At 39.3% G+C, this 25436-nt stretch carries 22 protein-coding genes; 18 read left to right on the top strand and 4 right to left on the bottom strand.

Going from position 1 to position 25436, the window contains the following annotated elements:
- Positions 1-48: 48 nt before the first annotated feature.
- On the bottom strand, positions 49-1434 hold the full coding sequence (locus FNL97_RS10135) for an amino acid permease (RefSeq protein WP_143415722.1): 1386 nt from the start codon (positions 1432-1434) through the stop codon (positions 49-51).
- A gap of 532 nt (positions 1435-1966) precedes the next feature.
- Complete coding sequence (locus tag FNL97_RS10130; protein ID WP_062678803.1) at positions 1967-2284, bottom strand: MerR family transcriptional regulator; 318 nt, start codon at positions 2282-2284, stop codon at positions 1967-1969.
- A gap of 216 nt (positions 2285-2500) precedes the next feature.
- Here FNL97_RS10130 and FNL97_RS10125 point away from each other — a divergent pair, with 216 nt between their 5' ends.
- The 12 genes from FNL97_RS10125 (at position 2501) to FNL97_RS10070 (ending at position 15336) form a co-directional block, all read left to right on the top strand.
- Positions 2501-2866 (top strand): CidA/LrgA family protein, encoded by a 366-nt coding sequence (locus tag FNL97_RS10125; protein WP_062678802.1) that lies wholly within the window; start codon positions 2501-2503, stop codon positions 2864-2866.
- Positions 2860-3555: an LrgB family protein gene (locus FNL97_RS10120; RefSeq protein WP_062678801.1), complete on the top strand. Its 696-nt coding sequence runs from the start codon at positions 2860-2862 to the stop codon at positions 3553-3555. Before FNL97_RS10125 ends, FNL97_RS10120 begins: the two co-directional genes overlap by 7 nt.
- Before the next feature lie 713 nt (positions 3556-4268).
- Entirely contained in the window at positions 4269-5666 is a 1398-nt protein-coding gene (locus tag FNL97_RS10115) for a UDP-N-acetylmuramoyl-tripeptide--D-alanyl-D-alanine ligase (protein ID WP_143415721.1), read from the top strand.
- Between the two features lie 55 nt (positions 5667-5721).
- On the top strand, positions 5722-7326 hold the full coding sequence (gene aepX, locus FNL97_RS10110) for a phosphoenolpyruvate mutase (protein ID WP_143415720.1): 1605 nt from the start codon (positions 5722-5724) through the stop codon (positions 7324-7326).
- Entirely contained in the window at positions 7313-8443 is a 1131-nt protein-coding gene (gene aepY, locus FNL97_RS10105) for a phosphonopyruvate decarboxylase (RefSeq protein ID WP_143415719.1), read from the top strand. Before aepX ends, aepY begins: the two co-directional genes overlap by 14 nt.
- Positions 8436-10313 carry a 2-aminoethylphosphonate aminotransferase gene (locus FNL97_RS10100; protein ID WP_143415718.1) on the top strand — a complete coding sequence of 626 codons (1878 nt, stop codon included), beginning with the start codon at positions 8436-8438 and terminating at the stop codon, positions 10311-10313. Before aepY ends, FNL97_RS10100 begins: the two co-directional genes overlap by 8 nt.
- A complete protein-coding gene (locus FNL97_RS10095) occupies positions 10294-10737 on the top strand; it encodes an NUDIX hydrolase (RefSeq protein WP_286173351.1) in 444 nt (147 codons plus the stop codon). Before FNL97_RS10100 ends, FNL97_RS10095 begins: the two co-directional genes overlap by 20 nt.
- Positions 10659-11081 carry a hypothetical protein gene (locus FNL97_RS10090; protein WP_205729506.1) on the top strand — a complete coding sequence of 141 codons (423 nt, stop codon included), beginning with the start codon at positions 10659-10661 and terminating at the stop codon, positions 11079-11081. Before FNL97_RS10095 ends, FNL97_RS10090 begins: the two co-directional genes overlap by 79 nt.
- Before the next feature lie 248 nt (positions 11082-11329).
- Positions 11330-12427 carry a YheC/YheD family protein gene (locus tag FNL97_RS10085; RefSeq protein ID WP_143415717.1) on the top strand — a complete coding sequence of 366 codons (1098 nt, stop codon included), beginning with the start codon at positions 11330-11332 and terminating at the stop codon, positions 12425-12427.
- Positions 12384-13760: a YheC/YheD family endospore coat-associated protein gene (locus tag FNL97_RS10080; protein ID WP_143415716.1), complete on the top strand. Its 1377-nt coding sequence runs from the start codon at positions 12384-12386 to the stop codon at positions 13758-13760. The genes FNL97_RS10085 and FNL97_RS10080 overlap by 44 nt, the downstream gene beginning before the upstream one ends.
- Positions 13744-14157, top strand: a complete 414-nt coding sequence (locus FNL97_RS10075) for a hypothetical protein (protein ID WP_143415715.1) — start codon at positions 13744-13746, stop codon at positions 14155-14157. Before FNL97_RS10080 ends, FNL97_RS10075 begins: the two co-directional genes overlap by 17 nt.
- A 96-nt stretch (positions 14158-14253) precedes the next feature.
- Positions 14254-15336, top strand: a complete 1083-nt coding sequence (locus tag FNL97_RS10070; protein ID WP_143415714.1) for an RNA-guided endonuclease InsQ/TnpB family protein — start codon at positions 14254-14256, stop codon at positions 15334-15336.
- A gap of 286 nt (positions 15337-15622) precedes the next feature.
- On the opposite strand, the gene FNL97_RS10060 is transcribed toward FNL97_RS10070, so the two are convergent.
- Positions 15623-17011, bottom strand: coding sequence for an amino acid permease (locus tag FNL97_RS10060; RefSeq protein WP_143415713.1), 1389 nt, complete (start codon positions 17009-17011; stop codon positions 15623-15625).
- A 616-nt stretch (positions 17012-17627) separates the two neighbouring features.
- Between FNL97_RS10060 and FNL97_RS10055 the strand changes: the two genes are divergently transcribed.
- A complete protein-coding gene (locus FNL97_RS10055; protein WP_143415712.1) occupies positions 17628-18077 on the top strand; it encodes a DMT family transporter in 450 nt (149 codons plus the stop codon).
- A 315-nt stretch (positions 18078-18392) separates the two neighbouring features.
- Entirely contained in the window at positions 18393-18788 is a 396-nt protein-coding gene (locus FNL97_RS10050) for an IDEAL domain-containing protein (RefSeq protein ID WP_143415711.1), read from the top strand.
- A gap of 536 nt (positions 18789-19324) precedes the next feature.
- Here the strand turns inward: FNL97_RS10050 and FNL97_RS10045 are convergent.
- Entirely contained in the window at positions 19325-20344 is a 1020-nt protein-coding gene (locus FNL97_RS10045; RefSeq protein ID WP_143415710.1) for a substrate-binding domain-containing protein, read from the bottom strand.
- An 862-nt stretch (positions 20345-21206) separates the two neighbouring features.
- On the opposite strand from FNL97_RS10045, the gene FNL97_RS10040 reads away from it, so the two are divergent.
- Genes FNL97_RS10040 through FNL97_RS10025 form a run of 4 tightly spaced genes read left to right on the top strand, consistent with a single transcriptional unit; the run spans position 21207 to position 25332 of the window.
- Positions 21207-22274 (top strand): BtaManbiosPhlase, encoded by a 1068-nt coding sequence (locus FNL97_RS10040; protein WP_062678081.1) that lies wholly within the window; start codon positions 21207-21209, stop codon positions 22272-22274.
- Between the two features lie 27 nt (positions 22275-22301).
- Positions 22302-23636, top strand: a complete 1335-nt coding sequence (locus FNL97_RS10035; RefSeq protein ID WP_015863735.1) for an extracellular solute-binding protein — start codon at positions 22302-22304, stop codon at positions 23634-23636.
- Complete coding sequence (locus tag FNL97_RS10030; RefSeq protein WP_143415709.1) at positions 23637-24515, top strand: carbohydrate ABC transporter permease; 879 nt, start codon at positions 23637-23639, stop codon at positions 24513-24515.
- Positions 24502-25332: a carbohydrate ABC transporter permease gene (locus tag FNL97_RS10025; RefSeq protein ID WP_041269645.1), complete on the top strand. Its 831-nt coding sequence runs from the start codon at positions 24502-24504 to the stop codon at positions 25330-25332. Before FNL97_RS10030 ends, FNL97_RS10025 begins: the two co-directional genes overlap by 14 nt.
- Positions 25333-25436 lie beyond the last annotated feature (104 nt).

The raw sequence follows: 25436 nt of genomic DNA, 5'->3' as shown, positions 1-25436 counted from the left end.
GCTGTGTTTTTTAGAAATACAACCCACGAGACCTATAATGTCCAAATTTTAGAGATTTTGCACCAGACTCTTTTTTCCTTTATATTCACAGTTTTTTTCTCTTCCGTTTCTGTTCAAAAAAGAAAATGTGGCAAGCAGTACTAATATGATAAGGCAAACGGTAGAACCGATGATATTATCTTTATTAAATAGAAAAGAGATGAAAATGATCAATAAAGATACGATTGCTAAAATAGTTGTATATGGAAACCATTTTACTTGGAAGAACGGTTTCTCCTTATAATGGGAACGGAGCTTTAGTTGTGCCAAGCAAATGCTCATCCATACTAAAAGAACCGTAAAACCAGGTATCGTCATTAAATAGCTGATGACTTGATCTGGAGTCATATAAGCGAAAAATACCCCAATCAATATACATATGGTGACGATCATAATGCCGTTTATCGGTATTCCTTGTTTGGAAATCTTTAATAACCTTTTTGGAGCTTCACCGTTTTGAGCCATGGAATATAACATTCTCGAAGTTGCATAGATCCCCGTGTTTGCTGCTGATAAAACGGCTGTTAAAAGAACAAAATTCATGATATGTGCTGCTCCAGGCAGCCCTGTGATGCTCAATACTTGAACAAATGGACTGTCTTCCCCCGAAACTTTGTTCCATGGCATTAAACCACATATAATAAGAATAGGAAGAATATAAAAAAGAATGACTCTCCATACGGTTCCCTTGATTACTTTTGGCAATACCTTCTCTGCGTCTTTTGTTTCTGTAACAGTAACACCAATCAATTCTGCCCCGCCATATGAAAAGATGACGACTAAAAAGGCGCTCAGCATTCCTTCGATTCCATGTGGAAAGAACCCACCGTGTTCCGTATAGTTAGACAAAGGATTGTCAATAGCACTTGGAATGATTCCTACTAAAATACAAAAACCTAAAATAATAAAAGCGGTTAATGCGATAATTTTGATTCCTGCGAACCAAAACTCAATCTCCCCATAGTACTTTACATGGAACAAGTTAATTCCGACGATCAAGACGGTACAAAGGAAACTTAAAAGCCATAAAGGTATGGATGGAAACCAATATTTTAGGAAGCTTCCTGCCGCTAAAATTTCGACAATGGTGACAATCGTCCAGTTGATCCAATAAAGCCATCCTACGATAAAGGATATATGAAATCCAAACGCTTTATATACAAGATGTTGAACGTTTAAGTTGGGGTAGACAATGGCCATCTCCGCCAATGCCGCCATCACAATAAATAATAATAGGCCTCCTAATAAGTAAGCAAAAACGACACTTGGCCCCGCTATATTTAACGTATCTGAACTTCCTTTAAAAATACCCGTTCCAATCATGCCTGCTAGAGCAATAAACTGGACGTGCCTAGGTAATAAACCTTTCTTTAAGCCTTGATGATTTTTTTTCATGATGGTCCTGCCTTCCTGTCGCAATATTTGATGTTGTAATAATGATAGTGTTATAGAATGATGAAAGACTGTTAAGACGAAAGCAGCCTTTTTTTAAAACTTTTCCGCTTAAACGCTTTTACGCTTTTATGCTTTTGTGCATTTAAGTATAAAATAATATATGTTTTTAAAATATAATAGTGTCCTTCTGTTTGTCAAGAGCATGTCGCAAACTCATAGTTATGCAAAAATTGCGAGGGTTTCTGGAATTTAGAAATACTCTAGATTTCAAAGATAACCGCAAATCACAAGTATTAGAGATCCATGAATGTATTTGTGCCAGAACCACAATGAAGGTCTATTATTCAAGAGTTCCATCTATCTTTATCGTATTCTATAAGGCGGTAAACATATTCAACTTTCGTTAACATAACATTTCTTAAAGGAAGTTCCCATAAACAACCCCCTTGGTGTCCAAGGGGGTTCAACTTGTCCGTTTTTACCGTTTATGCAGGATTTTCTTGATACATGGACATAGTAACTTATCATCGAATTATGGTGATTTTGGAATACCGAATCTTGCATTTAATTGTCCGCGAATCATTTTTTCCCGGACTGCCTTTTCTTTCTTTAACATCTCTTTTCTAATTTCAAATGTTTGAACTCCTTCTTCAATCTTTTCAGCGATCTCCATCAATCGCTCCACGTCACTGAAAGAGTATTTCCTTGTTCCTTTCTTTGTACGATGCGGAAAAATCAATTTCCGTTCCTCATAATAACGTATTTGCCGTTCCGATAATCCTGTAATCTCACTAACTGTACCAATTGAAATCACTTTTTTATCTTTATAGGTTTCATCTTTTGTTGACATGGGCATCTACTCCTTTATAATTTCTTACTCTTACTCCTTAATATATGTCAATTCGTCCTGATCGGCCATAATTTTGTGAGATTATCTTACATTTAATTCTTATTCAAGAGAAAATATGCGTTAGATTTATTTACATAAATCGAGATTATCGCATTTGTTTTTTATACACTAATTTATAAAGGAGCTTCTAACGACTACACACGGGGGTGATGCGCGCTGTTCCGGTTAATAATTCAGTTTTTCATCATTTTAACCGCGCTTCTCGTTGGAAATGCGATTGTTAGATTTTTTCACATTCCTTTTTCAGGAAGTATTATGGGAATGGTTCTTCTTCTAGTTGCACTTGGTACCGGACTTGTGAAGATAAATTGGGTTTCTTCTGCCGCTGATCTCCATTTCAAGCATATGATTTTGTTGTTTATTCCACCAATTGCCGGAATTTTTTTTAAACTAAATATGTTGCAAGGGCAAATTTGGAAACTTATTGTCGTTTTGATCATCAGTAGTTTGCTTGGTCTGCTAGGAACCGGGTATACAGCCGAATTATATGAAAAGTTTAAAAAGGGGGAAGATGAATGTTAATGTCTTATGTCGGGCATACATTGTTCAGTGTGTTAATTACGTGGATAGTCTATCTTCTTGCTTTAAAACTATTTAAAAAGTTTAACAAGTCATGGCTAAATCCTTTATATACAGCAACAATTCTGCTTGTCATACTGTTGTTTTTACTACAGGTGGATTATGAGATGTACTCCAATGGCACCGGACTGTTTTCACTTCTTCAAGGAACAGCAGTAGTTTCAATGGCTGTCCCATTGTACTCGCAATGGCCGTTCCTCAAAAAACATTTCCATAAAATATTTGTAAGTATTATGTTTGGAAGCTTTCTTGGAATATTTTTTGTTTGGCTGTCTGCTAAAGTTTTGGAGTTAAAGACAGAAGTCATTGCGTCACTAATCCCGAAATCCGTTACCATACCAGTTGCTTTGTCTGTTGCGGAGGCGCTCGGAGGAATACCTTCTTTAACGATCTTATTTGTATTAACCTCCGCGCTTATTTCGCTCATTTTCGGCCCTAGATGTTTAGAGTCGTTAAGTATCAAAAGTAAAATTGCAAAAGGTTTGGCCATGGGTGCATGCGCACAGGCGCTCGGTGTGGGCAAATCATTTCAATGGGGGGAAGAGGCTGGAGCGATAGGAAGTGTAGGGATGACTATGTCTGCAGTTCTTGTGTCATTTTTCATTCCAATCCTATCGAGGATGATTTGGTGAGATGATGAAATATGTGTGTGATAAAAGAAGGAAGCATGAGATGGAAAAAATTGAAGATAATTCGGTACATTTGACAAAAAAAGGATGATTGAAATGGATTTGCTTGTTTTTTTACAAGTACAATCGGAGAAAGCCCATGCAGGGTGTAGCCCGTCTTAGACATGGGATGAACCGATTGCTTTGACGTAGTCAAAGATGGTATACTACTCTTATAGAGAAGAAAAATCCAACGTCTTGAATCGGGCGCACAGGGCGATAAGCACCAGTGAGGTGTTTGCCCATGAAAGTCTTGTGGAATTAGAGTCAGTATCCATGCGAAGGTATGGAAGAAGCTCTATAGTACACAAGAACCCCGTGGCTTTAGCCATCGGGAGGTTCAGAATCAATCTTATATTCTTAAAATTTCTCTTTTTTTTCTTGGCAAGTAATCTATGATGGTGGTCTACTGGCAGATACAGTAGACCATTTTTTATTTAGTTTTAAATAAGCGTACTTAGGCACAATGCTCAGAACATTGCGGCAGATGTTGTGCTTCGTTCATTTTCAGATGGGAAATGGCACAAACCTTTCACATCTGATTGCCGTATCATGTCTTAAAATCTGTTTAATGCCGGGTCGTATAAATAGGCTCCCGCCCAATATACAGTAACCACATCACAATCGCATGTATACAATATTACACACCGAGAAAATGAGGAAGAGAGGAAACGTATATGAAATGGCTTTATCTAAACGAGATTGTTGCTCAAATTGGCGGGTCATTGGTGCAAGGGACGGGAAATCCTCTCATTAAGAATGTGGTAACGAAACGCTACAAGGTAGATAATCATACACTGCTCATTGATTTATATACAAAAAGAAAAATCCGCTCCAAGCTGTTTCAAAAATATAAGCCTATTGTTGTTGTAACGGAAAAGCCACAAGACTTTAACCATCTTGGCGATGATGTGATTGTCATAAAAGTAGAAGATGTAGATGAGGCCTATTGGAAGTTCATTGATTATTACCGCAGCCTTTTTGATATCCCGATTATAGGGGTAACAGGAACCTGCGGTAAAACAACAACAAAAGAAATGATTAAACATATTCTTGAAAAACGTTATAAAGTCCAAGCTACTTATAAGAGTTTCAACGGCGGTCATCGAAATCATCGTTATCTTCTTGGAATTGATGAGACAACAGGAGCAGCCGTGATTGAAATGGGCGTAGACTCCCCAGGGGATATCACTTTTTATATAAAATATTTTCGCCCACAGATAAGGATTTTGTTAAACATTGACGTGTATCATTTGGTGGGATGTAAAACTCCGGAACGTTATCTGGAGGCGAAAGCGGAAATCCTGCATGATTTAGATCCGGTGAACGGAACTCTCATCTTAAATGCGGATGACGAGAACATCAAAAAAATTGATGTGAGTAAATTCCGCAACATCATTCTCTATTTCGGCTTCAGCGATGGATGCGATTTTCAAGCAACGGATGTCGCCTATGACCGAGGAGGTATGAGGTTTACGCTCCGTCATCAAAATCAAACCTATCCCGTCTTTGTGCCAGGGTATGGCAAACATAACGTGTATAATGCGCTTGCCGCCATCGCAGCGGTGTGGAGTGCAGAGGTGGATATAAAGGAAGCGTGCGAGCGATTGGCGTCGTTCAATCAAGTAATCGAACATTTGGAGTTCCATTCCGGGCTCGGTGGCTGCACCGTCATTGACGATACATGGAATGTAACTCCTCTTTCTATGGCAAACGCTCTTCAAGTAATGAAAGAAATTGCCGGTTCCAAAACGAAAATCGCTCTTTTAGGATATATGCCCCAGTTAGGGGACGGAGAGTATGCACGGCAAGAGTATGCCAAGATGGGAGAGAAAGTAATCGAAACACAAGTGGATTTTCTCATTGTGGTGGGGGATGAAGCGAAGGAAATCGGAAGAAAAGCCCTAGAACTCGGAATGGATCCAAGCAACGTTTATTTTTGCAGAAGCGGAACGGAAATCTATCAAATCCTTAAGCCTTTTTTAAACCAGGACTCTGTCGTGCTTCTTAAAATCCCTCACCGCATCATGGTTCAGGACTCCTTCCAAAAGTTAAAACAGGCAATAATGCCTTAACTCCAATTTCATGGGATATCAAAAAATGAAATTTTATAAATGAAAGAGATCAGCAATGAAAAAGACAACTCAGTTAAGAAATCTAATCAATTCAAATTCATTGGAATTTATCATGGAGGCTCACAATGGATTGTCGGCGAAAATTGTGGAAGAAGCCGGATTTAAAGGAATTTGGGCGAGTGGACTATCTATTTCCGCTTCCATGGGAGTAAGAGACAACAACGAAGCTTCATGGACACAGGTGCTGGAAGTTTTGGAGTTTATGAGCGATGCTACGTCCATACCGATTTTGCTGGACGGGGATACCGGCTACGGAAACTTCAATAATGCCCGGCGTCTTGTAAAAAAATTAGAATCAAGGCAAATTGCCGGTGTCTGTATAGAAGACAAATTATTTCCGAAAACCAATTCTTTTATCAGTGGAGAAGCACAACCGCTTGCGGATATCGAAGAGTTTTGCGGGAAAATCAAAGCGATGAAGGAGAGCCAGACTGACGATGACTTTGTTGTCGTTGCGAGAGTGGAAGCCTTTATCGCAGGCTGGGGGCTCAGAGAGGCGCTTCGCCGCGCCGAGGCTTATCGTCAGGCGGGGGCCGACGCGATTTTGATACACAGCAAGAGAAACGATGCTGCGGAGATCGAAGCATTTATGAAAGAATGGGGCAACAGACTTCCAGTCGTGATTGTACCGACAAAGTATTATTTCGTTCCAACGCAGAAGTTTAGGGAATTGGGTGTTAGCCTCGTGATTTGGGCCAATCATAATCTAAGGGCAGCGATCAAGGCGATGCAGGAAACGAGCCGGCAAATTCGTCAAGAACAAAGCCTTGTGAATATAGAGCCTAACGTTGTTTCCGTGAACGAAGTGTTCAGGCTTCAGGGAGTAGATGAATTGAAACAAGCCGAAAAAAGATATCTTCCGGCTTCCGGAAAGAACGTGAATGCCATTATATTGGCGGCGAGCAGAGGCGATATGGATGAGCTTACTGCAGAGATTCCAAAGACTCTGCTTGAGGTAGGAGGGAAGTCGCTGCTTGCGACGCAGATTGATGAATTTAATAAGGTTGGCATCAAAGATATTTGCGTGGTTAGAGGCTTTGCCAAAGATAAGGTTGCCGCAGCGAATTTTTCGGTTATTGACAATGACTTGTTTGCAGAAACGAAAGAACTTTACTCCTTATATCTAGCCAAGGACAAAATTAAAGAGAATACTGTGATCAGCTATGGAGATATTATTTTCAAAAACTATATCCTCAACGATCTTCTGAACGATATGAACGACATTACCCTCATTGTTGACGCTGATGTAGAAACGATCAGTCATGATAAAGACCTCGTATCCACCGATACACCTTATTCTAAAAAACTTTACTCCAGCACTGTCCGGTTTATCAAAATGTCAGGGGACTTGAAAGAAGAAGTAATCCATGGTGAATTTATTGGTCTCTGGAAGGTGACAAAAAACGGTTCCAAAATTGTAAAAAAAGCTTTAGAAGAACTATCAAAAAGAGAAGACTTCAAACAGCTGACAATGGCGGACCTTTTTAATTACATTAGTTCGTTCCACCCTATTGCGGTGAAATATATCAAAGGTTCATGGCTTGATATCGATACCATCCGCGACTTACAAAAGGCAGGTGATTTATTTGATCAACACTAAAATGTTCGGTGAAGAATTAAAAAAGATGGGCTTTCATTTCTTCAGCGGAGTACCATGTTCTTTTCTAAAGAACTTAATCAATTATGCGATTAATGATTGTGAGTACGTTGCGGCAACGAATGAAGGTGAAGCGGTGGCGATTGCCGCGGGGGTTTATCTGGCAGGCGAGAAGCCGGTCGTTCTCATGCAAAATTCAGGGTTAACCAATGCCGTATCGCCATTGGTTTCCCTGAATTATCCTTTCCGAATTCCTGTACTTGGATTTGTAAGCCTAAGAGGCGAGCCAGGCATTCCCGATGAACCGCAGCATGAATTGATGGGACGTATCACAACGAAAATGCTCGATCTTATGGAAATTAAATGGGAATATTTATCGACTGACTTCGAGCAGGCAAAAAATCAACTTGTGCGAGCTCATTCATATATCGAAAGGGACCAAACCTTCTTTTTTGTCGTGAAAAAAAATACGTTTGAGAAAGAGCCGTTAAAGGAGCAAAAACAACGATCTAACTTAAACGTGTTAAAGGTCGGGAAAACGAAAGATGATCAACTTCCAACCCGAATCGAAACATTAAAGCGGATCAATTCATTAAAGGATAACAACACCATTCAGTTAGCTACAACCGGAAAAACAGGACGGGAGCTCTACGAGATTGAAGATGCTCCGAATAATCTATACATGGTGGGTTCCATGGGCTGTGTCAGTTCTCTGGGGCTTGGGCTTGCACTGGCCAAAAAAGATAAAGATATCGTCATTATTGAAGGAGACGGGGCTTTGCTGATGCGCATGGGAAGCCTGGCTACAAATGGATACTACGCTCCAAAAAATATGCTGCATATTCTATTGGATAATAACACACATGATTCGACAGGCGGCCAGAGCACTGTATCACACAACGTCAATTTCGTGGATATAGCGGCAGCTTGCGGCTACTCGAAATCGATTTACGTTCATAACCTTGAAGAATTGGAATCGTGTATCAAAGATTGGAAGAGAGAGAAAAGTCTTACGTTTCTATACATGAAAATAGCTAAAGGATCCAAAGAAGGTCTTGGACGGCCGAAAATGAAGCCATATGAAGTGAAAGAAAGATTGAAGGTGTTTCTTCATGATTAAAACGGCAGTCATTTTAGCGGCGGGAATGGGAACCAGACTGGGAGAAAGAACGAAAAATCAGCCTAAAGGCTTCTTGATGCTTGATGAAAAGCCAATTGTAGAACAGTCTATTTGCAAATTGCTTGAGATAGGAATCGAAAAGATCGTGATTGGAACAGGCTATTTGGCGGAAGCTTACGAGCGTCTGGCCACGCGATACCCGCAAATGACATGTGTACGCAATGACGAATATGAAAAAACAGGCAGTATGTATACCCTTTACAATTTGAAGGATCGTATTTCTGATGACTTTCTTCTTCTTGAGAGTGACTTAATTTATGAAAAAAAAGCGTTAGATATATTAATCAACAATAAAAGGCCGGACGTTATTTTGGCGAGTGAGTTGACAGGTTCGGATGACGCAGTATTTATCGAGACCGATGAATATCGTTTTTTGCGAAATATGGCAAAAAAAGAAAATGAGCTCAACCATATCTATGCGGAGTTAGTTGGCATTACGAAAATCTCGTATCCTACCTTTCAAGCCATGTGCAAATTTGCTGAAATGAGCTTTGATGATGACCTTAAACTCGATTATGAACGCGCTCTTGTCGGCATTTCCCATCAAGTGAATTTATACGTTCACAAGTTGGATGATCTTGCCTGGTGCGAAATTGACAACGAACACCATTTGCTTCGCGCGGAGCGTTATATCTATCCGATGATTAAAGCGAAAGAAAAGAATGTTCCGCCGGTAAAAAGAAATATCTTGCTCAATCCGGGGCCTGCGACAACGACGGATACCGTTAAATACGCGCAAGTAGTCCCTGACATCTGTCCGAGAGAAGAAGAATTCGGCAATGTCATGCAATTTATTTCCGATGAACTCACAAGATTTGTTGCAGACCCCGAGCATTATACCACCGTTTTGTTCGGGGGATCGGGCACCGCAGCCGTTGAAGCAATATTGAGCTCGGTTGTTGGCGAGCAGGCTGTGTTTATCGTCAATAATGGCGCGTATGGCAAGAGGATGTGCCAGATTGCGAAAGCCCATGGGTTAAATTATATCGAATATCGAAGCAGACCAGACGAACCTTTGGACATTGCTGCGATAGAAGCGATGATTCAAAACTCTGCACGTAAAATTTCCCATCTGGCCGTTGTCCATAATGAAACAACGACAGGCCTCCTGAATGATGTTGAATCCATTGGACGTCTATGCAAAAAATATCAAATCCAAATGATTGTCGATGCCATGAGTTCCTTCGGGGCGATCCCGATTGATATGGAAGCCATGAATATTAGTTATCTTGCCGCGTCTTCCAATAAAAATCTTCAAGGAATGGCCGGTGTTGCATTTGTAGTTGCGAAAAAGGATCATTTAGAAATGACGAAACACCTTCGCCCGCGAAATTTTTATCTTCATCTTTATTCACAGTACAAATATTTTTTAGAAACGAAGCAGATGCGATTCACCCCTCCGGTGCAGACACTTTATGCACTAAAGCAGGCGATCATTGAGACACGTCTGGAAGGGATTGAGAAGAGGTATGAGAGATATACCAAATCATGGGAAGTGCTGATCAATGGCATTACTCGCTTGGGTTTAACCCATCTCGTCAAGAAAGAGCATCATTCCCGGATCATAACCGCCATTATGGAACCGAATATCCCTAGCTACGATTTTCAGGAGATGCATCATTATTTTTATCGCCACGGATACACCATTTACCCCGGCAAGCTCGACGGACAGAATACCTTCAGGGTAGCAAATATCGGGGATATTACCTATAAGGACATGGAATTATTTGTGAATTTACTTGAACAGTATCTAATAAGCATAGGTTACTGCACGGAAAGGAAGGAGATTCATGGCGATTCCAAAACATAGATTAGCAGCTTCCGTAGCTGTTGTTAATAGTGAGAACAAAATTCTTTTAGTTAAGAATTGGAAAAGAGTGTGGGAATTCCCTGGCGGCTATGTAGAAAACGGCGAATCCATCAAGGCGGCAGCTATCAGGGAAGTCAAGGAAGAGGCAGGCATTGAAGTCCGTTTGACCAAATTTTGTGGAATCATTCAAGATATCAAAAACAGCAGATGTACGGTACTTTTTCTCGGGACGCCGGTAAGCGGTGAATTAGCGGGAGGAGACGATGCTTTAGATGCGGGGTATTTTACCATCGATGAGGCCTTGCGGAAGGTGAAGTGGAAAACATATAAAGAAAGAATTTTGAAATGTTTGAATGTATCGGTACAAGAGTGGAAGGCGTCTATACGAAAATCGTCGATGGGTATTGGAGCCTCGAAGGGTTAGAAAACCTTCGTCCCGGAGATATACTCACTTGGTGGAAACAGCGGCCCAACGGTACTTTTTACATCGACCATGTTGGGATTTACATGGGGCAACTCAACGGAAACCCAGCGGTAATCTGTACAGCCAGAGGAACTCCTACAGCCATTGGGATTATCACCGGCTTTAAACGCTGGTATGGACTGCATTTCTATAATGCTCAACGAATTCTGCCGGAAGGATCATGGACACCAGGAAAAGTGATTCCAGGCCATGAAGACAGAGGACCGGTTATTCCAGATCGATATGTACTCCCGCCGCAAAAGCCTATTGTTATGCCTAACACCCAGAATTCCCAAGAGCAATAAACCTTTTTGCTCTCCTTAAACTGTGGTGTCAATAGGGGGGTAAGCTTTTTTAAATAGTTCCTTTTACTTCTTCCATCGAGTCTGTTTCTGTTCGCGCTTTTCTGCTCTTTCGTCTTGAATGAGCTTGACCCAAATTGCTTTTTATTTATGCCAAATGATTTATTTGGACTTATACACCAATAAATGACGCAGTCATAAGATAGAGTATTGAAAGCTGTTATCTGATCGGAAGTAAAGAGGTGAAACTAGTGCAAACAGAAACCGTTGACTTTGGTTTTATATATAATGCAAAAAAACAGCAGCACATTTTTCCAAAAATGATTGTCCATTTCAGCAAATTATCAGAAGAATACAACATAAGAACCGTCTTGTTTACATTAGAAAATCTGGATTTGGAGGAGCAGGCCATTAGCGGCACGATCATAGAAGGTGATCAGGTAAGTCAAGGATTTTGCGAATTACCTTCTCTTATTTATAATTTTGCCCTTCATTCGACCGAAGATAAAATTGGAAAAATGAGAAACTTAAGGAAAATGGAAAACGTAATGGTCATCAATCCTGTTAATCGTTTTGTTCAGGGCATCATTTTCGAAATGTTAGCCTCTTTAACAGGCTCTGAACAATTTCTCTTGCCTTCAGCAGCCTTAAATGCCGCCACTTTAACGGAGTATCTTCACAAGTACGATACGCTATTTCTTCTGCCGGAAAAAACATTCCATCCACCAAAAGCTGTCGTTATCAAAAAAACTCAGAACGACAACTACATGATTTGTATCGGCCAAAACGGACAGATATGCGAAAAGAACGATATTATTAACTATATCCAAAAAATGACGAACAACAAAAAACATATTCTAATGAAGGGAATCGAATGCTTTCAGTGGGAGAACGGCCCCTTAGAAGCCAGAATCTATCTTCAAAAAGATGCAAATGGCGAATGGTCCGTCACAACCATAGCGGCCAAGAACGGCATATTTTCAAGAAATGCATTCTGTTCTTCTAAAATAAGTGATATACTCTGCGATCCTTATCATAACAAAAATGTTGAGGAAACATTAGCCGATGTTTCTTTACGAATAGGAGAATTTTTAGATTTTTACATTCCCTTCATGGGGAGTTGTACACTTGATTATATATTTGATGAGAATGGTTGTCCCTACCTCATTTGCGTTGCTGGTTTTGAACAAGATCCATACTTGTATCGTCACATGGATTCGGAAGCACAATCGAACCTTCTGAATAATGCTTTTCATTATCTGTTATTTCTTATGCATAACCACGTAACGGAAAGGGGGCAACGAGATGAAGTGGATCAAAGTGGAGAGAGAGGACACGGGGGGGATTGAAGATTCAGGAAATACGATATATGTTTCAAAAAATCTGGCAGACAAATTGAAAACTCAGACTAAACTGATATTTGGCCAAAACGAAATCCCCATCACAGTCCAAGCTTCATCCTCCATTGATGAATGTACGGGAGATCATTTTGATGATCCTGCTCTGATCCGGCTTTCCCAAAATGTGTTTGATCAGCTTTTGATTCAGAAATCTGCCACGTATCAAATACGCTATACCAACACAACCATTTATATCGGTCCAGTTATTGGCTTTTTGCTTGGCGACCAGCATTATTATTATCACCATCGCAGATTAAAGGAATTAACGGATGCTATGGGGGTTTATGAAAAAGTAGGGGGGCTTTTCATCGCGTTCAGGCACTGCTCCATGAGCTGGCGAGAAAAGTGTATTTATGGCCTATACTTCAACTACGAGAACAAAAAGTGGGTATATGGCAAATTGCCTCTGCCATCGGTTGTTTATCGAAGAGGATTTAATTCCAGGAATAATTTCGTTAACGAATGCAGCGACGTTTCCAGTTGGGAAGTATTTAATGCTGTAAGGTTTGATAAATGGCAGTTGTATACTCAGTTAAAGAAAAATGATCGGCTGAACCCATATTTGCCAGAAACGGCATTATTAAGTGTTGACAGCTTATCAGCGTTTCTTCATAAATATTCAAAAGTCATTCTGAAACCGAATAAGCTTTCTAGAGGCAGAGGGATATCGATTATCACATCCAAGCCTGACGGGACCCTCGAAGTTCATGATTATCGACAGTTTACCAATTTTACGATTCCCGCATCACAATTGGAGGATTATTTGCACGAAGGAAAATATTTAAAACGCGATTATATCATTCAGCCTTTTTTGGATTTAGCGCGAATCGATGGCAGTCCCTGGGATATAAGAGTAGTGATGCAAAAAAACAGATGGAAGCAGTGGGTTTGTAATGGAATAGAGTGCAGACTTGCGGGGACGGGGAAGATGATTACGAACATTTCCAATGGAGGCAGAGCGCTTGAGTTGAGTGAAGCGTTAACATTAGCCTTTGGTACCGAAGTGGATCCCACACAAGTGAGAAAAGATATTCACTTCATTTCGATGGAGTTTTGCAAAATGATGGATCAAACAGGATTCCATTTTGCTGAATTTGGATTGGATCTTGCTCTTGATCAACAAAAACATTGCTGGTTTATAGAAGCTAATGTTCGCCCAACCTTTAAAGGATTTAAAACATTGGATGATGACATCTACCGGCGGATATGTTACGAACCCATTCTTTATTCAACTTCTATTGCCGGTTTTGGCTGGGAGGATAGCGATGAATCCGAAATATAAAATCATTCCGGACCTGCAGGCTCAAGACTGTTTGGCGATCCATCCGAACACCGCGAAACAAAAAAATATTTCCGCCCTAAAAAAATGGTTTCTTCGTTTTGGCATCCAAGCGTTAGAAATTAAACTGAAAATATCTTCTAGGTTAAACGAAAACGAAATGAAATTATCGATTGGGGTGATTGAGTCCTTAAGGATTCCTCTCAGCGGCCGTTACGAAATCCGGCGGGAGGGAAATGAAATTCTAATCGGGCCTTATATAGGTATTCTGACCGCATCAAAGAAGAGCATTTTGGATGATACCGTGCAATATTTATCCAACTACTTATACGATTACGATCGTATTGGCGGAGCGATTGTTGCTTTTTCACGAGAACATCCGCCTTCCTCCCACAGCTAAAGCAGTGGGAGGAAGGCGGGGTTTATATTTTCGATATATATTGAATTTTTCGTTCAATATAAGTACACTGGATTTAGAAAGGTAGGTGAATCAAGAATGCTCTGCACTCTCAAGATTAAAATAATGCCAACTCTTGAACAGTTTCATGCGCTGCTGGAAACAATGAAACGGTTTAACCAAGCATGCAACTATATTAGCGAGATTGCTTTTCGCTCCAGAACCTTTTCCAAAACGAAAATCCAGCGGCTTTGCTACTATGACGTCAGGGAAAAATTTGGCCTCTCTGCCCAAATGACCGTTCGTGCCATCGGCAAAGTGTCGGAAAGCTATCGTTTGGATAAAAAAACCTTGCATAACTTTAAAGAAACCGGTGCCATCGTGTATGATGAAAGAATCCTGTCCTTTAAAGGGGTAGAGTATGCTTCCATCCTTACCTTGCAAGGAAGAATGGAAATCCCTATGGTCATTAGCCGCTACCATCAAGGTTTGCTGTGCGGCAACCGTGTTCGGGGTCAAGCCGATTTAGTCCTTCAAAACGGTATTTTTTATTTACTGCTCGTGGTGGACGTTCCCGAAGGCCAGCCCAATTCCGAAAACGGATTTATCGGTGTGGACCTTGGCATCATTAATATCGCCGTCGATAGCACCGGTGAGGTATTTTCCGGCTCGAAGGTCAACGGGCTGCGCCGCCGCCATGCGAAACTTCGCGCCAAACTCCAAAAGAAAGGCACCAAGTCAGCGAAACGCCTGCTTAAAAAGCGTTCCAAGAAGGAAAAACTATTTGCCCGTGATGTGAACCACTGCATTAGCAAGAAGATTGTTGAAAAGGCAAAGGCACTCGGATGCGGCATTGCCCTTGAAGATTTAAAGGGCATCCGCCAACGCACCGAGAAAACGGTTAAAAAGCAACAGCGTCGTCAACACTCTTCTTGGTCTTTTTATCAGTTGAGAAAGTTTATTGAGTATAAAGCGGCGATCGCTGGCGTGCCGGTGGTATTGGTTCATCCAAAAAATACTTCCCGCACCTGTCCGGTTTGCGGACATGTGGCCAAAGAAAACAGACCGTCAAGGGATCAGTTTTGTTGTCGAGCTTGTGGGTACGCTGCCCCTGCCGACAACGTGGCTGCGGAAAACATCCGCAGGGCTGCTGTCAACCAGCCGAACGCGGCAGCCAATTAGGCTAGTTGCAAGCCCACGGCTTTAGCCGTTGGGTAGTTGACCAATGTGGTTTATTTAGATTATCCATCTATAGAAGAAGCACACAAAGTATCGAAAGATGAAATGCTTGTGATCTACCGTGACCTGTTTAGAGTTTCTGGAATTTGGCAATATCCTGGACTTCAAAGATAAACGAAAATTACGAATCTGCAATCAAAAAACCTCGGATCTATTCCATCCGAGGTTTTTTAACGCTAATAACAAGATATCGCCACAATCATAAATAAATACTTGTAATGCCCAAATTTTAGAGATGTTGCACGAGACCCTTTTTTTCCTTGTTATATTCGCTGTTTTTTTCTCTTCCGATTCTATTCATGAAAGAAAATATGGTGAGCAGCAATAATATGACAAGGCAAACGGCAGAACCGATTATATTATTTTTATTAAATATAAAAGAGATGAAGATAATCAGTAAAGATACAATGGCTAATATCGTTGTGTATGGGAACCATTTTACCTGGAAGAACGGTTTCTCCTTATATTGGGAACGGAGCTTTAGCTGAGCTAAACAAATGCTCATCCAAACCAAAAGAACCGTAAAACCAGGTATCGTCATTAAATAGCTGATGACTTGTTCCGGAGTCATATAAGCTAAAAATACCCCACACAATATACATATTGCTGTTATGATAATACCGTTTATCGGTATTCCTTGTTTGGAAATCTTTAATAACCTTTTTGGAGCTTCACCGCTTTGGGCCATTGAATATAACATTCTGGAAGTCGCATATATCCCAGAGTTCGCCGCTGATAAAACGGCTGTTAAAAGAACAAAATTCATGATATGAGCTGCTCCAGGCAGCCCAGTGATGTTCAATACCTGAACAAATGGGCTTTCTTCCCCCGAAACTTTATTCCATGGCATTAAACCGCATATAATAAGAATAGGAAGAATATAAAAAAGAATGACTCTCCATACGGTTCCCTTGATTACTTTGGGCAATACCTTCTCTGCATCTTTCGTTTCTGTAACAGCGACACCAATTAACTCCGCCCCGCCATATGAAAACATGACGACTAAAAAGGCGCTCAACATTCCTCCGATTCCATGAGGAAAGAACCCGCCGTGTTCCGTGTAGTTAGACAAAGGATCATCAATCGTGCTTGGAATGATGCCTGATAAAATACAAAAACCTAAAATAATAAAAACGGTTAATGCGATAATTTTAATTCCCGCGAACCAAAACTCAATCTCCCCATAGTACTTTACATGGAACAAGTTAATTCCGACGATCAAGACGGTACAAAGGAAACTTAAAAGCCATAAAGGTGCGGATGAAAACCAATATTTGAGGAAGCTTCCTGCCGCTAAAATTTCGACAATGATGACAATCGTCCAATTGATCCAATAAAGCCATCCTACGATAAAGGATATATGAAATCCAAAAGCTTTATATACAAGATGCTGGACGTTTAAATTGGGATAGACAATAGCCATCTCAGCCAATGCCGTCATCACAATAAATAATAATAGGCCTCCTAATAAATAAGCAAAAACGACACTTGGCCCCGCTATATTTAACGTGTCTGAACTTCCTTTAAAAATCCCTGTTCCAATCATGCCTGCTAGAGCAATAAACTGGACGTGCCTAGGTAATAAACCTTTCTTTAAATCTTGGTGTTTTTTTTCCATGTTGTTCCTGCCTTCCTGTCGTAATATTAATAGAGTTATAAAACTAAAATAAACTTACTAGCGAGAAAAGCTAAAATAATGACCAAAGATGGTTAAGATGAAAGCGGCTTTTTTATTTTAATAAATTTCCTTTTGAAACTTTTCTGCTTAAACGCTTTTAAGCTTTTGTGCTTTTACGCTTTTGTGTAGTTAAGTATTAAAATACGTTTTTAAAATATAATGATTTTCTTCTGTTTGTCAATAGCGTGTCGCAAAACTTATTGTTATACAAAAATTGTGCATAAAAAAGTCCGTTTCCTTACACCCTATGATAGACTCGACTCAACCATAAAAAAGGCAGATGGGCTATTTTATATGTTTCCACATTTTATAGGTACTCATTCACCTACTCATGCGTTAATAAGAGGTTGATAGCTTGGGAATCATGGGGATAAGGATGTTAAATAAAAATGTAGAGAGAAAATAAACTGGTGTTGTCTGACTATGTTTAATTTTTTGATTTTTACTCAAATATTGACATAAAATTATAATAATTCTGTTTATATAAGCAATTTTTATCATTTTTATAATGGGAATATGATAAATTGTAATTAATCACTTATCAGGAGGGAGTAAAATGAAGTTTTTGTACATTCTTTTAGCCTTGTTGGGAGGGATGATGGCGGGGATTCAGGCGCCTATAAACGGAAGCCTCGGTAAAAAAATCGGCAGTGTGGAAGGAGCATTTACTTCCTTTTTTGTCGGCACGCTGTTTTTAGCATTTTTGGTCTTATTTTTTGGCAAAGGGCAAATCACTCATTTGTTTCAAGTGCCTAAATGGAATTTGCTTGGCGGTTTGTTAGGAGCCATTTTTGTGACTTTTGCCATTCTTTCTGTACCGAATATAGGGGTGGCCTTAACCATTTTTGCGGCAATCATTGGCCAAATGGTCATCAGCATTATCATTGACCATTTTGGCTTGTTCGGCGTGCAAAAAATTCCGATGAATGTTAAACGCCTGCTTGGTCTAGGACTGATGTTGGCGGCGCTGTTCTTTATTTACCGGGGCAGTGTTTCATCATCATAGAGTGCGTCCCTGTCACGCCTGAAGCTTCGAAAGATGAATAGGATAAAAAAAGGAGAACTTGAACGCCGAAAGAAAACAGCCCTCCTTTTTTCTTTATCGCAAATAAAACGCTCTCTTATCATAATTTTTATACGAAAACCGCCATTCTAATGATCGTAAGAAGAGTGTAAAGATAAATTTACAATAAATTTATGATAAATTCAATTATTTGATTTTCTATAAATAAAATGTAATAATTTTTGTTACAGAAGGCGTGTTCCCAATTGCGAGTCTTTTTTAAAAGATATTATAACACTTTAAGTGGTGGTGAATTCAATGGATATAATCAATCATTCACCAGTGGAAGTAGGGGATTGGGTAAAAGGAAAAACAAAAAATGGAGAATTGATATACGGTTATATTGAAGCAGTAAATTCATTACAAGGAACTGTCAAAATAAAGGTGATGGATTGTGATAATGAGCAAATCATTGGAAAAACTGTTGAAACATTGAAGCACTGGGTTAAAAAACTGCCAATGTCGACCTTTGATGATGAGGAACAGATTAAGGCATTAATTGATTTGGCTTTACTAACCAAGGATGAAAGCTGGTTTATGGAGCTGTCCGCCAAATTAAAATCAATAAGACAAGTTGCAAAAGAAAGTGAAATGCAAAATGCCTCTCACCCCTCTTTTCAAAATAGATTGGGAACATACGGCACGAGAGATTGAAGGATGAAAATACTCTAGGGCACACCAAGAGCGACAAGCGTAAACAGGTTGAAAGAATGGAAGAAGATCGGTTAACAAAGAAAAAAAACGCCTCATCTGTTTCGTTTTTGACGATCCATCTCGGTGGAAACTCACAGTTTGCGCGAGGCAAGAAGGAGTCCGCCAATGGTTCAAAGCAGAGAAATCTCGTGGATAATGAAGGTGCTCTTGCATGAGAAATCTCTCTTCATGATGTAGGATGACATTGTTATTTTGGCGAGATTTCTTGTGCAAGAGCTATTTTACGCTTATATAGCGCTATGAATAGATAGCCTAAATTTCCCATAATATTTTAAGAGATTAACTTCACTTGCCTAAAGAAGCATTCCGTGACATGGAACGGCGTCTCGAAGCACATCCGCGCTGGGCAGATCTGAAATTGCTTCCGTAAAATACTGATTTCCCCGAAAAGTGCGCGTGTGATCCGTTTTTTTGCCGATGAAATGAGGAGGGGCTGAATTCCAAAAGTTTGGGAACAGCCCCTTGAATGTCATTTTTTACGAACGCTTTGGTGCGAAGGTGGTCGATTCCCTTTTAATTAGTTTGGAAGAGAGAAGGATTTCTTGGAACGGCTCGTTTTTGTTTTCCATTCTCCAAAAAAGCAGTTCGACCGCTCTTCTCCCATAAAGTTCCAAATCAATATCAACTGTCGTCGTTTTTGGCGTAGAGATTTTCGATAATTGACCATTATCATAACTGCATATGGATGCTTGATCAGGAACTTGAATGCCTTGCTGCCTTAAGCATGAGTTGACTAAAAATCCTAATGCATCATTGACACAAAACCAAGCAGTCGGTTGCCGCTCTAATTGCTTAATGTACTGAAGTATCAATTCTTCTTTTTCTTCCGCATTTTTGAAAATAAACTCTTCATTTGGTTCAATGCCATATTCCCGCAATGCGAGCAAATATCCTTCATAGCGTTCTTCATAGCTAGGAGAATATTCTACATTGCCGACAAAAGCAATGTCGCGATGATTTAATTCAATTAAATGCTGTACGGCCAAGTAAGCGCCAAAGCGATTATTCGTTAATACGGCATCCGCGTGGATATTAGGATGATGATGGTCAACAAGAATGGTTGGAATGCCGGTTGAAATCACTTTATTAATGTATTCCGTACTGATGTGAGAAAGAATTAAGATTCCGTCTACCATCTTATTTTCGATAAATGAAGGCAAAATAAGCTGTTCTTTTTGTTCTTGATTAACCGATTGGATGTGTAAGTTCATGCCTCGTTTTACGACTTCTTTTTCGATGCTCAAGTAAATTTCGCCAAAAAAATTTTTTAAGGAAAATGTTAAATCCGAAGCGATTAATCCGATGTTCCCCGTTCTTCCTTGTTTCTTTTTCTTGCGCGCTCCTGGATATTGATACCCCATTTCTTCGGCCACACGTTTAATTCGCTCGCGAGTTTCTTCGCTCACCCCTTCTTTTCCTCTTAAAGCTTGGGATACCGAGTTTTTTGATATATTTAATCGATCGGCAATATCTTGCATTGTTACTCTCTTTTTCATATTCCACACCCATTATTCATTTTTAGGAAAGCATTAAAATATCAAACATTTGTATCACAAAAACAAGTCATATGAATAAGTTGGCATGATTACAATTGTATAAAATCTAATGAATGAAATATTGTGATTGATAATGCCATAAAATCTGGGGAAGAGTGACAATTAATATTGTAATATGAAATGAACAGAATTGGAATGATAATGGACTTGTTAAATTTTTTAGGTAAAGTTCTTTTTATTCAGTAGAGCGGCAAATTTCATTACATTATTTTTTCATTTTAAAAACAGAAAATCAAGGTCTTTTTTAATGTTACAAAAGTTAAATAATGTATGTAATTTTTGGTTAACATAAGCTTTTTACATATGAGAAAAAGCTTTTAATGAAAAATTCCTCTTCATTATTTTCTATGATTCCTATTCAATCCTAGGATGATGATAGCTGGAGGGAAATACCCATCAGATGAATTTTTTCTTTCACTTACAAAGCATTACATCCAAGCATTATTTCTGGAATTGTAAGTGTTTTTTTCTAAATTATAAATGTGATGATGAACCTAACAAATCTATTGACTATAAAAATAAAAGATGGAATAATTTACTTGTAAAGATTACAAATCGATAATTAAAAAAATGATATGTAACGTTACAAATATATTTGGTTTTTACATAAATAATCTTAAAATGTTTTCGCTGGGATGTACATCTAATCAGGGCTTTCTGACATTATTGGAAATACATTAAAAAGATAAAGCCGCAATCTTTTCTAAGTAACTGATGAGGTAATTAGCTTTCGTTCCATTATTCTAGTGAAAAAAGAGGAAATTATTATGGAATACATATTAGAAGTTGGAGGAGATTTACTGTGAAAGTCAAGCGGTTTCCGGAAAATCCGTTAATTACTCCTGGCGATGTAAAACCATTCCATCAAGATCATGAAGTGATAGGAGTTTTTAACGCTGGTGTCGCTCAATACAATGGTGAAATTTTATTATTGCTTCGTGTGGCTGAACGTCCCATTAGTGAAGATCCGAATATTGTCAGAACGTCTGTTATTGATTTTTCAAGAGGAGAAGGAAAGCTGAAAATTATTGATTTACATAAAGATGATTCGAGATTTGATTTTTCTGATCCGCGAGTCATTTTTTACAACGATCCCAATCGAAGAGTCGCGTATCTTACGTCTATATCTTATATTCGTATTGCACGCAGCAAAGACGGACGCAACTTCACCATTGATGAGAAACCTTTTATTTATCCCGAAACGAAACGTGAAGCATGGGGGGTTGAAGACCCGCGCGTAACTAAAATCGATGATACTTATTATATTCAATATAGTGCAGCATCAGCAGAAGGCATTGGTGTAGGACTTATATCAACAAAAGATTTTGTGACTTACGAACGCCTTGGTTTAATTTTTCCTCCTGAAAATAAAGATGTGGCAATTTTCCCTGAAAAAATTAATGGAAAATACTATGCGTTACATCGACCTGTGCCAAAAGGAGTTGGCAGGCCTGAAATTTGGATTGCAGAATCAGATAACCTTCGTTATTGGGGGAATCATCAATATTTGTTAGGCCTTAGTGAAAAGGGTTGGGAAAGCGGGCGAATTGGCGGAGGTGCTGTTCCGTTTAAAACGGATAAAGGCTGGTTAGAAATTTATCATGCTGCTGATAAAAATGATCGCTACTGCTTAGGAGCCGTTCTTTTGGATCTCAATAACCCCGCCAAAATTCTGGCCAAAACGGAAGAGCCTATTTTAGAACCTGAGGAAGATTATGAAAAAAGCGGCTTCTTCGGTAATGTTGTTTTTACTTGTGGTTTAGTTGTAGAAGGAGATACCGTTAGAATCTACTATGGCGCGGCTGATGAATCTATTGCCGGCGCGGAACTTAGTCTGCAGGAAATCATGTCAAAATTAAAGTATTTATAAATTAAATTAATGTGGGAGGGAGTAAACATGAAAAAGAAAGGTTTTGCGAAACTCATCGCCTTATTGCTGGCAGCCGTTCTTATTGTTACTGGTTGTCAAGGGCAAAATGGGAATCAAGAGAAAAACGCAAAAGACGATGAAGCTGGCAAAGTTGTTCAATTTGAGTTCTGGGCTGCGCCAAACCCTACACAACAAGCTTTCTGGAAAAAGATGGCCGAGGCTTATATGAAAGAAAATAAAAACGTTAAAATTAAGGTTACGCCAATGCCGGAAAGCCCTACTTCTGAAGCAGGGATTCAATCAGCGATTGCATCAGGGAAAGCGCCTGCGGTCTCTGAAAACATTTCCCGCGGTTTTGCAGCTCAGTTAGCGGCGAGCCGTGCGATTGTGCCATTGGATGAATTTGAAGGTTTTGATGAGTTAATTGATAAACGTCAAATGAAGGAAACCATTTCAAGCTGGAAGTTTGCAGACAACCATCAATATGTTTTGCCGATTTATTCTAATGCCATGTTGTTTGGTTGGAGAATCGATATTCTAAAAGAACTTGGATACGATGCACCGCCAAAAACATATAGTGAAGTCATTGAAGTTGGCAAGAAATTGAAAGAAAAATATCCTGATAAGTTTCTTTGGGCGAGAGCTGATTTAGTAAAACCGACATGGTGGGCAAGATGGTTTGACTTCTTTATGTTGTACAATGCAGCATCGAATGGAAATAACTTTATTAAAGGAAACAAATTTATTGCGGATGACGAAGCCGGTGTAAAAACACTCCAATTCTTTAATGATTTAAGCAAGAATAAATTGCTTTTAACTCGAGAAGCGACTGACCCGTTTGAAACAGGTACATCCATTATGGTGGATCTTGGGCCATGGACATTCCCATACTGGGCTGAGAAATTCCCGGAAATGAAGTTCAATGAAACTTATGTATTATCGTTGCCGCCTGTGCCTGACGGCGTAGATCCAGCAAATTCTAAAACATTTGCAGATACAAAAGGCCTTGTCATCTATGCTTCTGCAAGCAAAGAACAACAACAAGCAGCTTTTGACTTTATTAAATGGGTATTTTCAGATGCGAAAAATGATTTAGCTTGGTTCAAACAAACAAACTTGCCACCTGCACGTGATGATTTATCAACTAATGAAGCTTTTGCATCCTATCTTGAAGAAAACCCTCAATTAAAACAGTATGCGGAAAACATTCCAAACGCAATTCCACCTGTGGATAACGAAAAAACGGTAGAAATTCAAGAATTGATTGGTAAAGAGGCCTTAAATCCTGTTGTCAAAGGCCAAAAAGATCCTGAAACAGCTTGGAAAGATATGAAAAAGGCTGTTAACGGGGTGTTAAAGTAAATGAATAAAAAGACAACATGGTTGGGGTGGCTTTTTGCCAGCCCCTACCTTATCTATACACTCATATTCTTTCTGTTTCCGTTGCTATGGGCTGTTTATTTAGCTTTTACAAATTGGAACATCATTGCTCCTGATTATGAAATGGTCGGATTTCAAAATTTTCTCGAAGCTTTTTTTAGCAAAAGCGTACGGGCCGCATTTTTGGTAACTTATAAATTTATGCTCATGTTTGTTCCCATCGTTATTGCGGGTTCACTCCTTTTAGCTTTAATTATTCATTCTTTGCCTAGACTTAAAGGGTTGTTTGCTGTAGGATATTTCCTACCTTATTTGGCATCAGGAGTGGCTTCTTCCATTGTTGTCAATGGGGTGTTATCTTATAACAGTCCATTAAACGTTTTTTTTCGTAAGCATTTAGGTTTAGATATTGATTGGTTAGGTTCTCCAATTTTAGCGCCACTAGTCATTGCCCTTATGATGGCGTGGAAATTTGTGGGCTATTATGCGCTGCTGTTTTTATCAGGTTTAGAAAGTATACCTAAAGAAATCTATGAAGCAGCCGAAATGGATGGTGCTGTTGGTTGGAAAAGATTTTGGTACGTCACTATCCCGATGTTGCATCCAGCGTTTTATACTGTCACCATTTTAGCAGTAGGTCTAATGTTTGGGATTTTTACTGAACCGTATGTATTAACTGGTGGAGGGCCAGATTATTCCACGCATACATGGCAGTTAGAAATTTATAACCAGGCATTTGAAAGATTAAATGCAGGATATGGAACGGCAATAGCAATCATAAACTCTGTTGTCACATTCGTTTCTATTCTAGTGTTTCGAAAGCTTTTGGAAAAGTGGGGTGCCAGACATGGTTGGGAGTAAGAAATTAAAGACCACGCTGTTGTATATTTTGGCTTTTGTTATCCTTATCATCATGGTGTTTCCTTATTTATATATGGTCTTAAATTCTCTGGCCCCATGGGATCAAGTGGACCGTAAAATGATTCCAACTAAGTTGACCTTGCGTTCATATGAGTGGTTATTTACTGGTGGGGATGATGTTGTTCCTAGACCGTGGCTCCGAGCCTTTTTTAACAGCTTTGTTGTGACTTTATCTTCCACTTTGCTAATGATGGTGACAGCGATCCTAGTAGGATACGCTTTAGCTAAATTAAAGTTTAAAGGCAGCCGTTTGATCAACAATATTATTTTGTTTCAAATGTTTTATCCAGCGGTTATCCTATTAATTCCACTTTTTTTAATCATCCGTTACTTTGGGATGTACGACACCTATTGGGCTATGATTTTGCCAAAGGCCGTTAATTTGTGGGCGATATTTATGTACACTAACTTTTTCCGCAGTATACCTGATGAATTAATTGAAGCTGCCAAAATGGATGGAGCAGGACAATTAACCATTATTGCTAGAATTGTCTTGCCAATGTCTAAGTCGATTACAACCATTATATTCCTATTCCTTTTTATGGAAAGATGGGTAGAACTTTTATGGGATATGCTGGTGGTTAACAGTGAAAATATGTTAACGTTAAATGTATTGCTCGCTCAAATGTTTGGTCCATATGGAGCGTTTCCAGGACCGATGTATGCGGCTTCGGTATTACTGACATTGCCAATTCTCGTCCTATTCATTATCTTTAGCAAAAACTTTAAAGAGGGAATGCAGTTTGTATTGAAGTGATGGTTTGTTGGAAAAATATAACTGATGTCGAAAAAAGTTTTTTATAGAGACCGCCTGTGAACGATATGAAACAAGGTTTGGTCTCTTTTTCTTTACAGGAAGGA

This window comes from Geobacillus sp. E263 (genome assembly GCF_007197795.1).
Classification (GTDB): domain Bacteria; phylum Bacillota; class Bacilli; order Bacillales; family Anoxybacillaceae; genus Parageobacillus_B; species Parageobacillus_B toebii.
The sequence above is the reverse complement of the archived record's forward strand: the minus strand, read 5'-3'. Positions and strand labels throughout refer to the sequence as shown.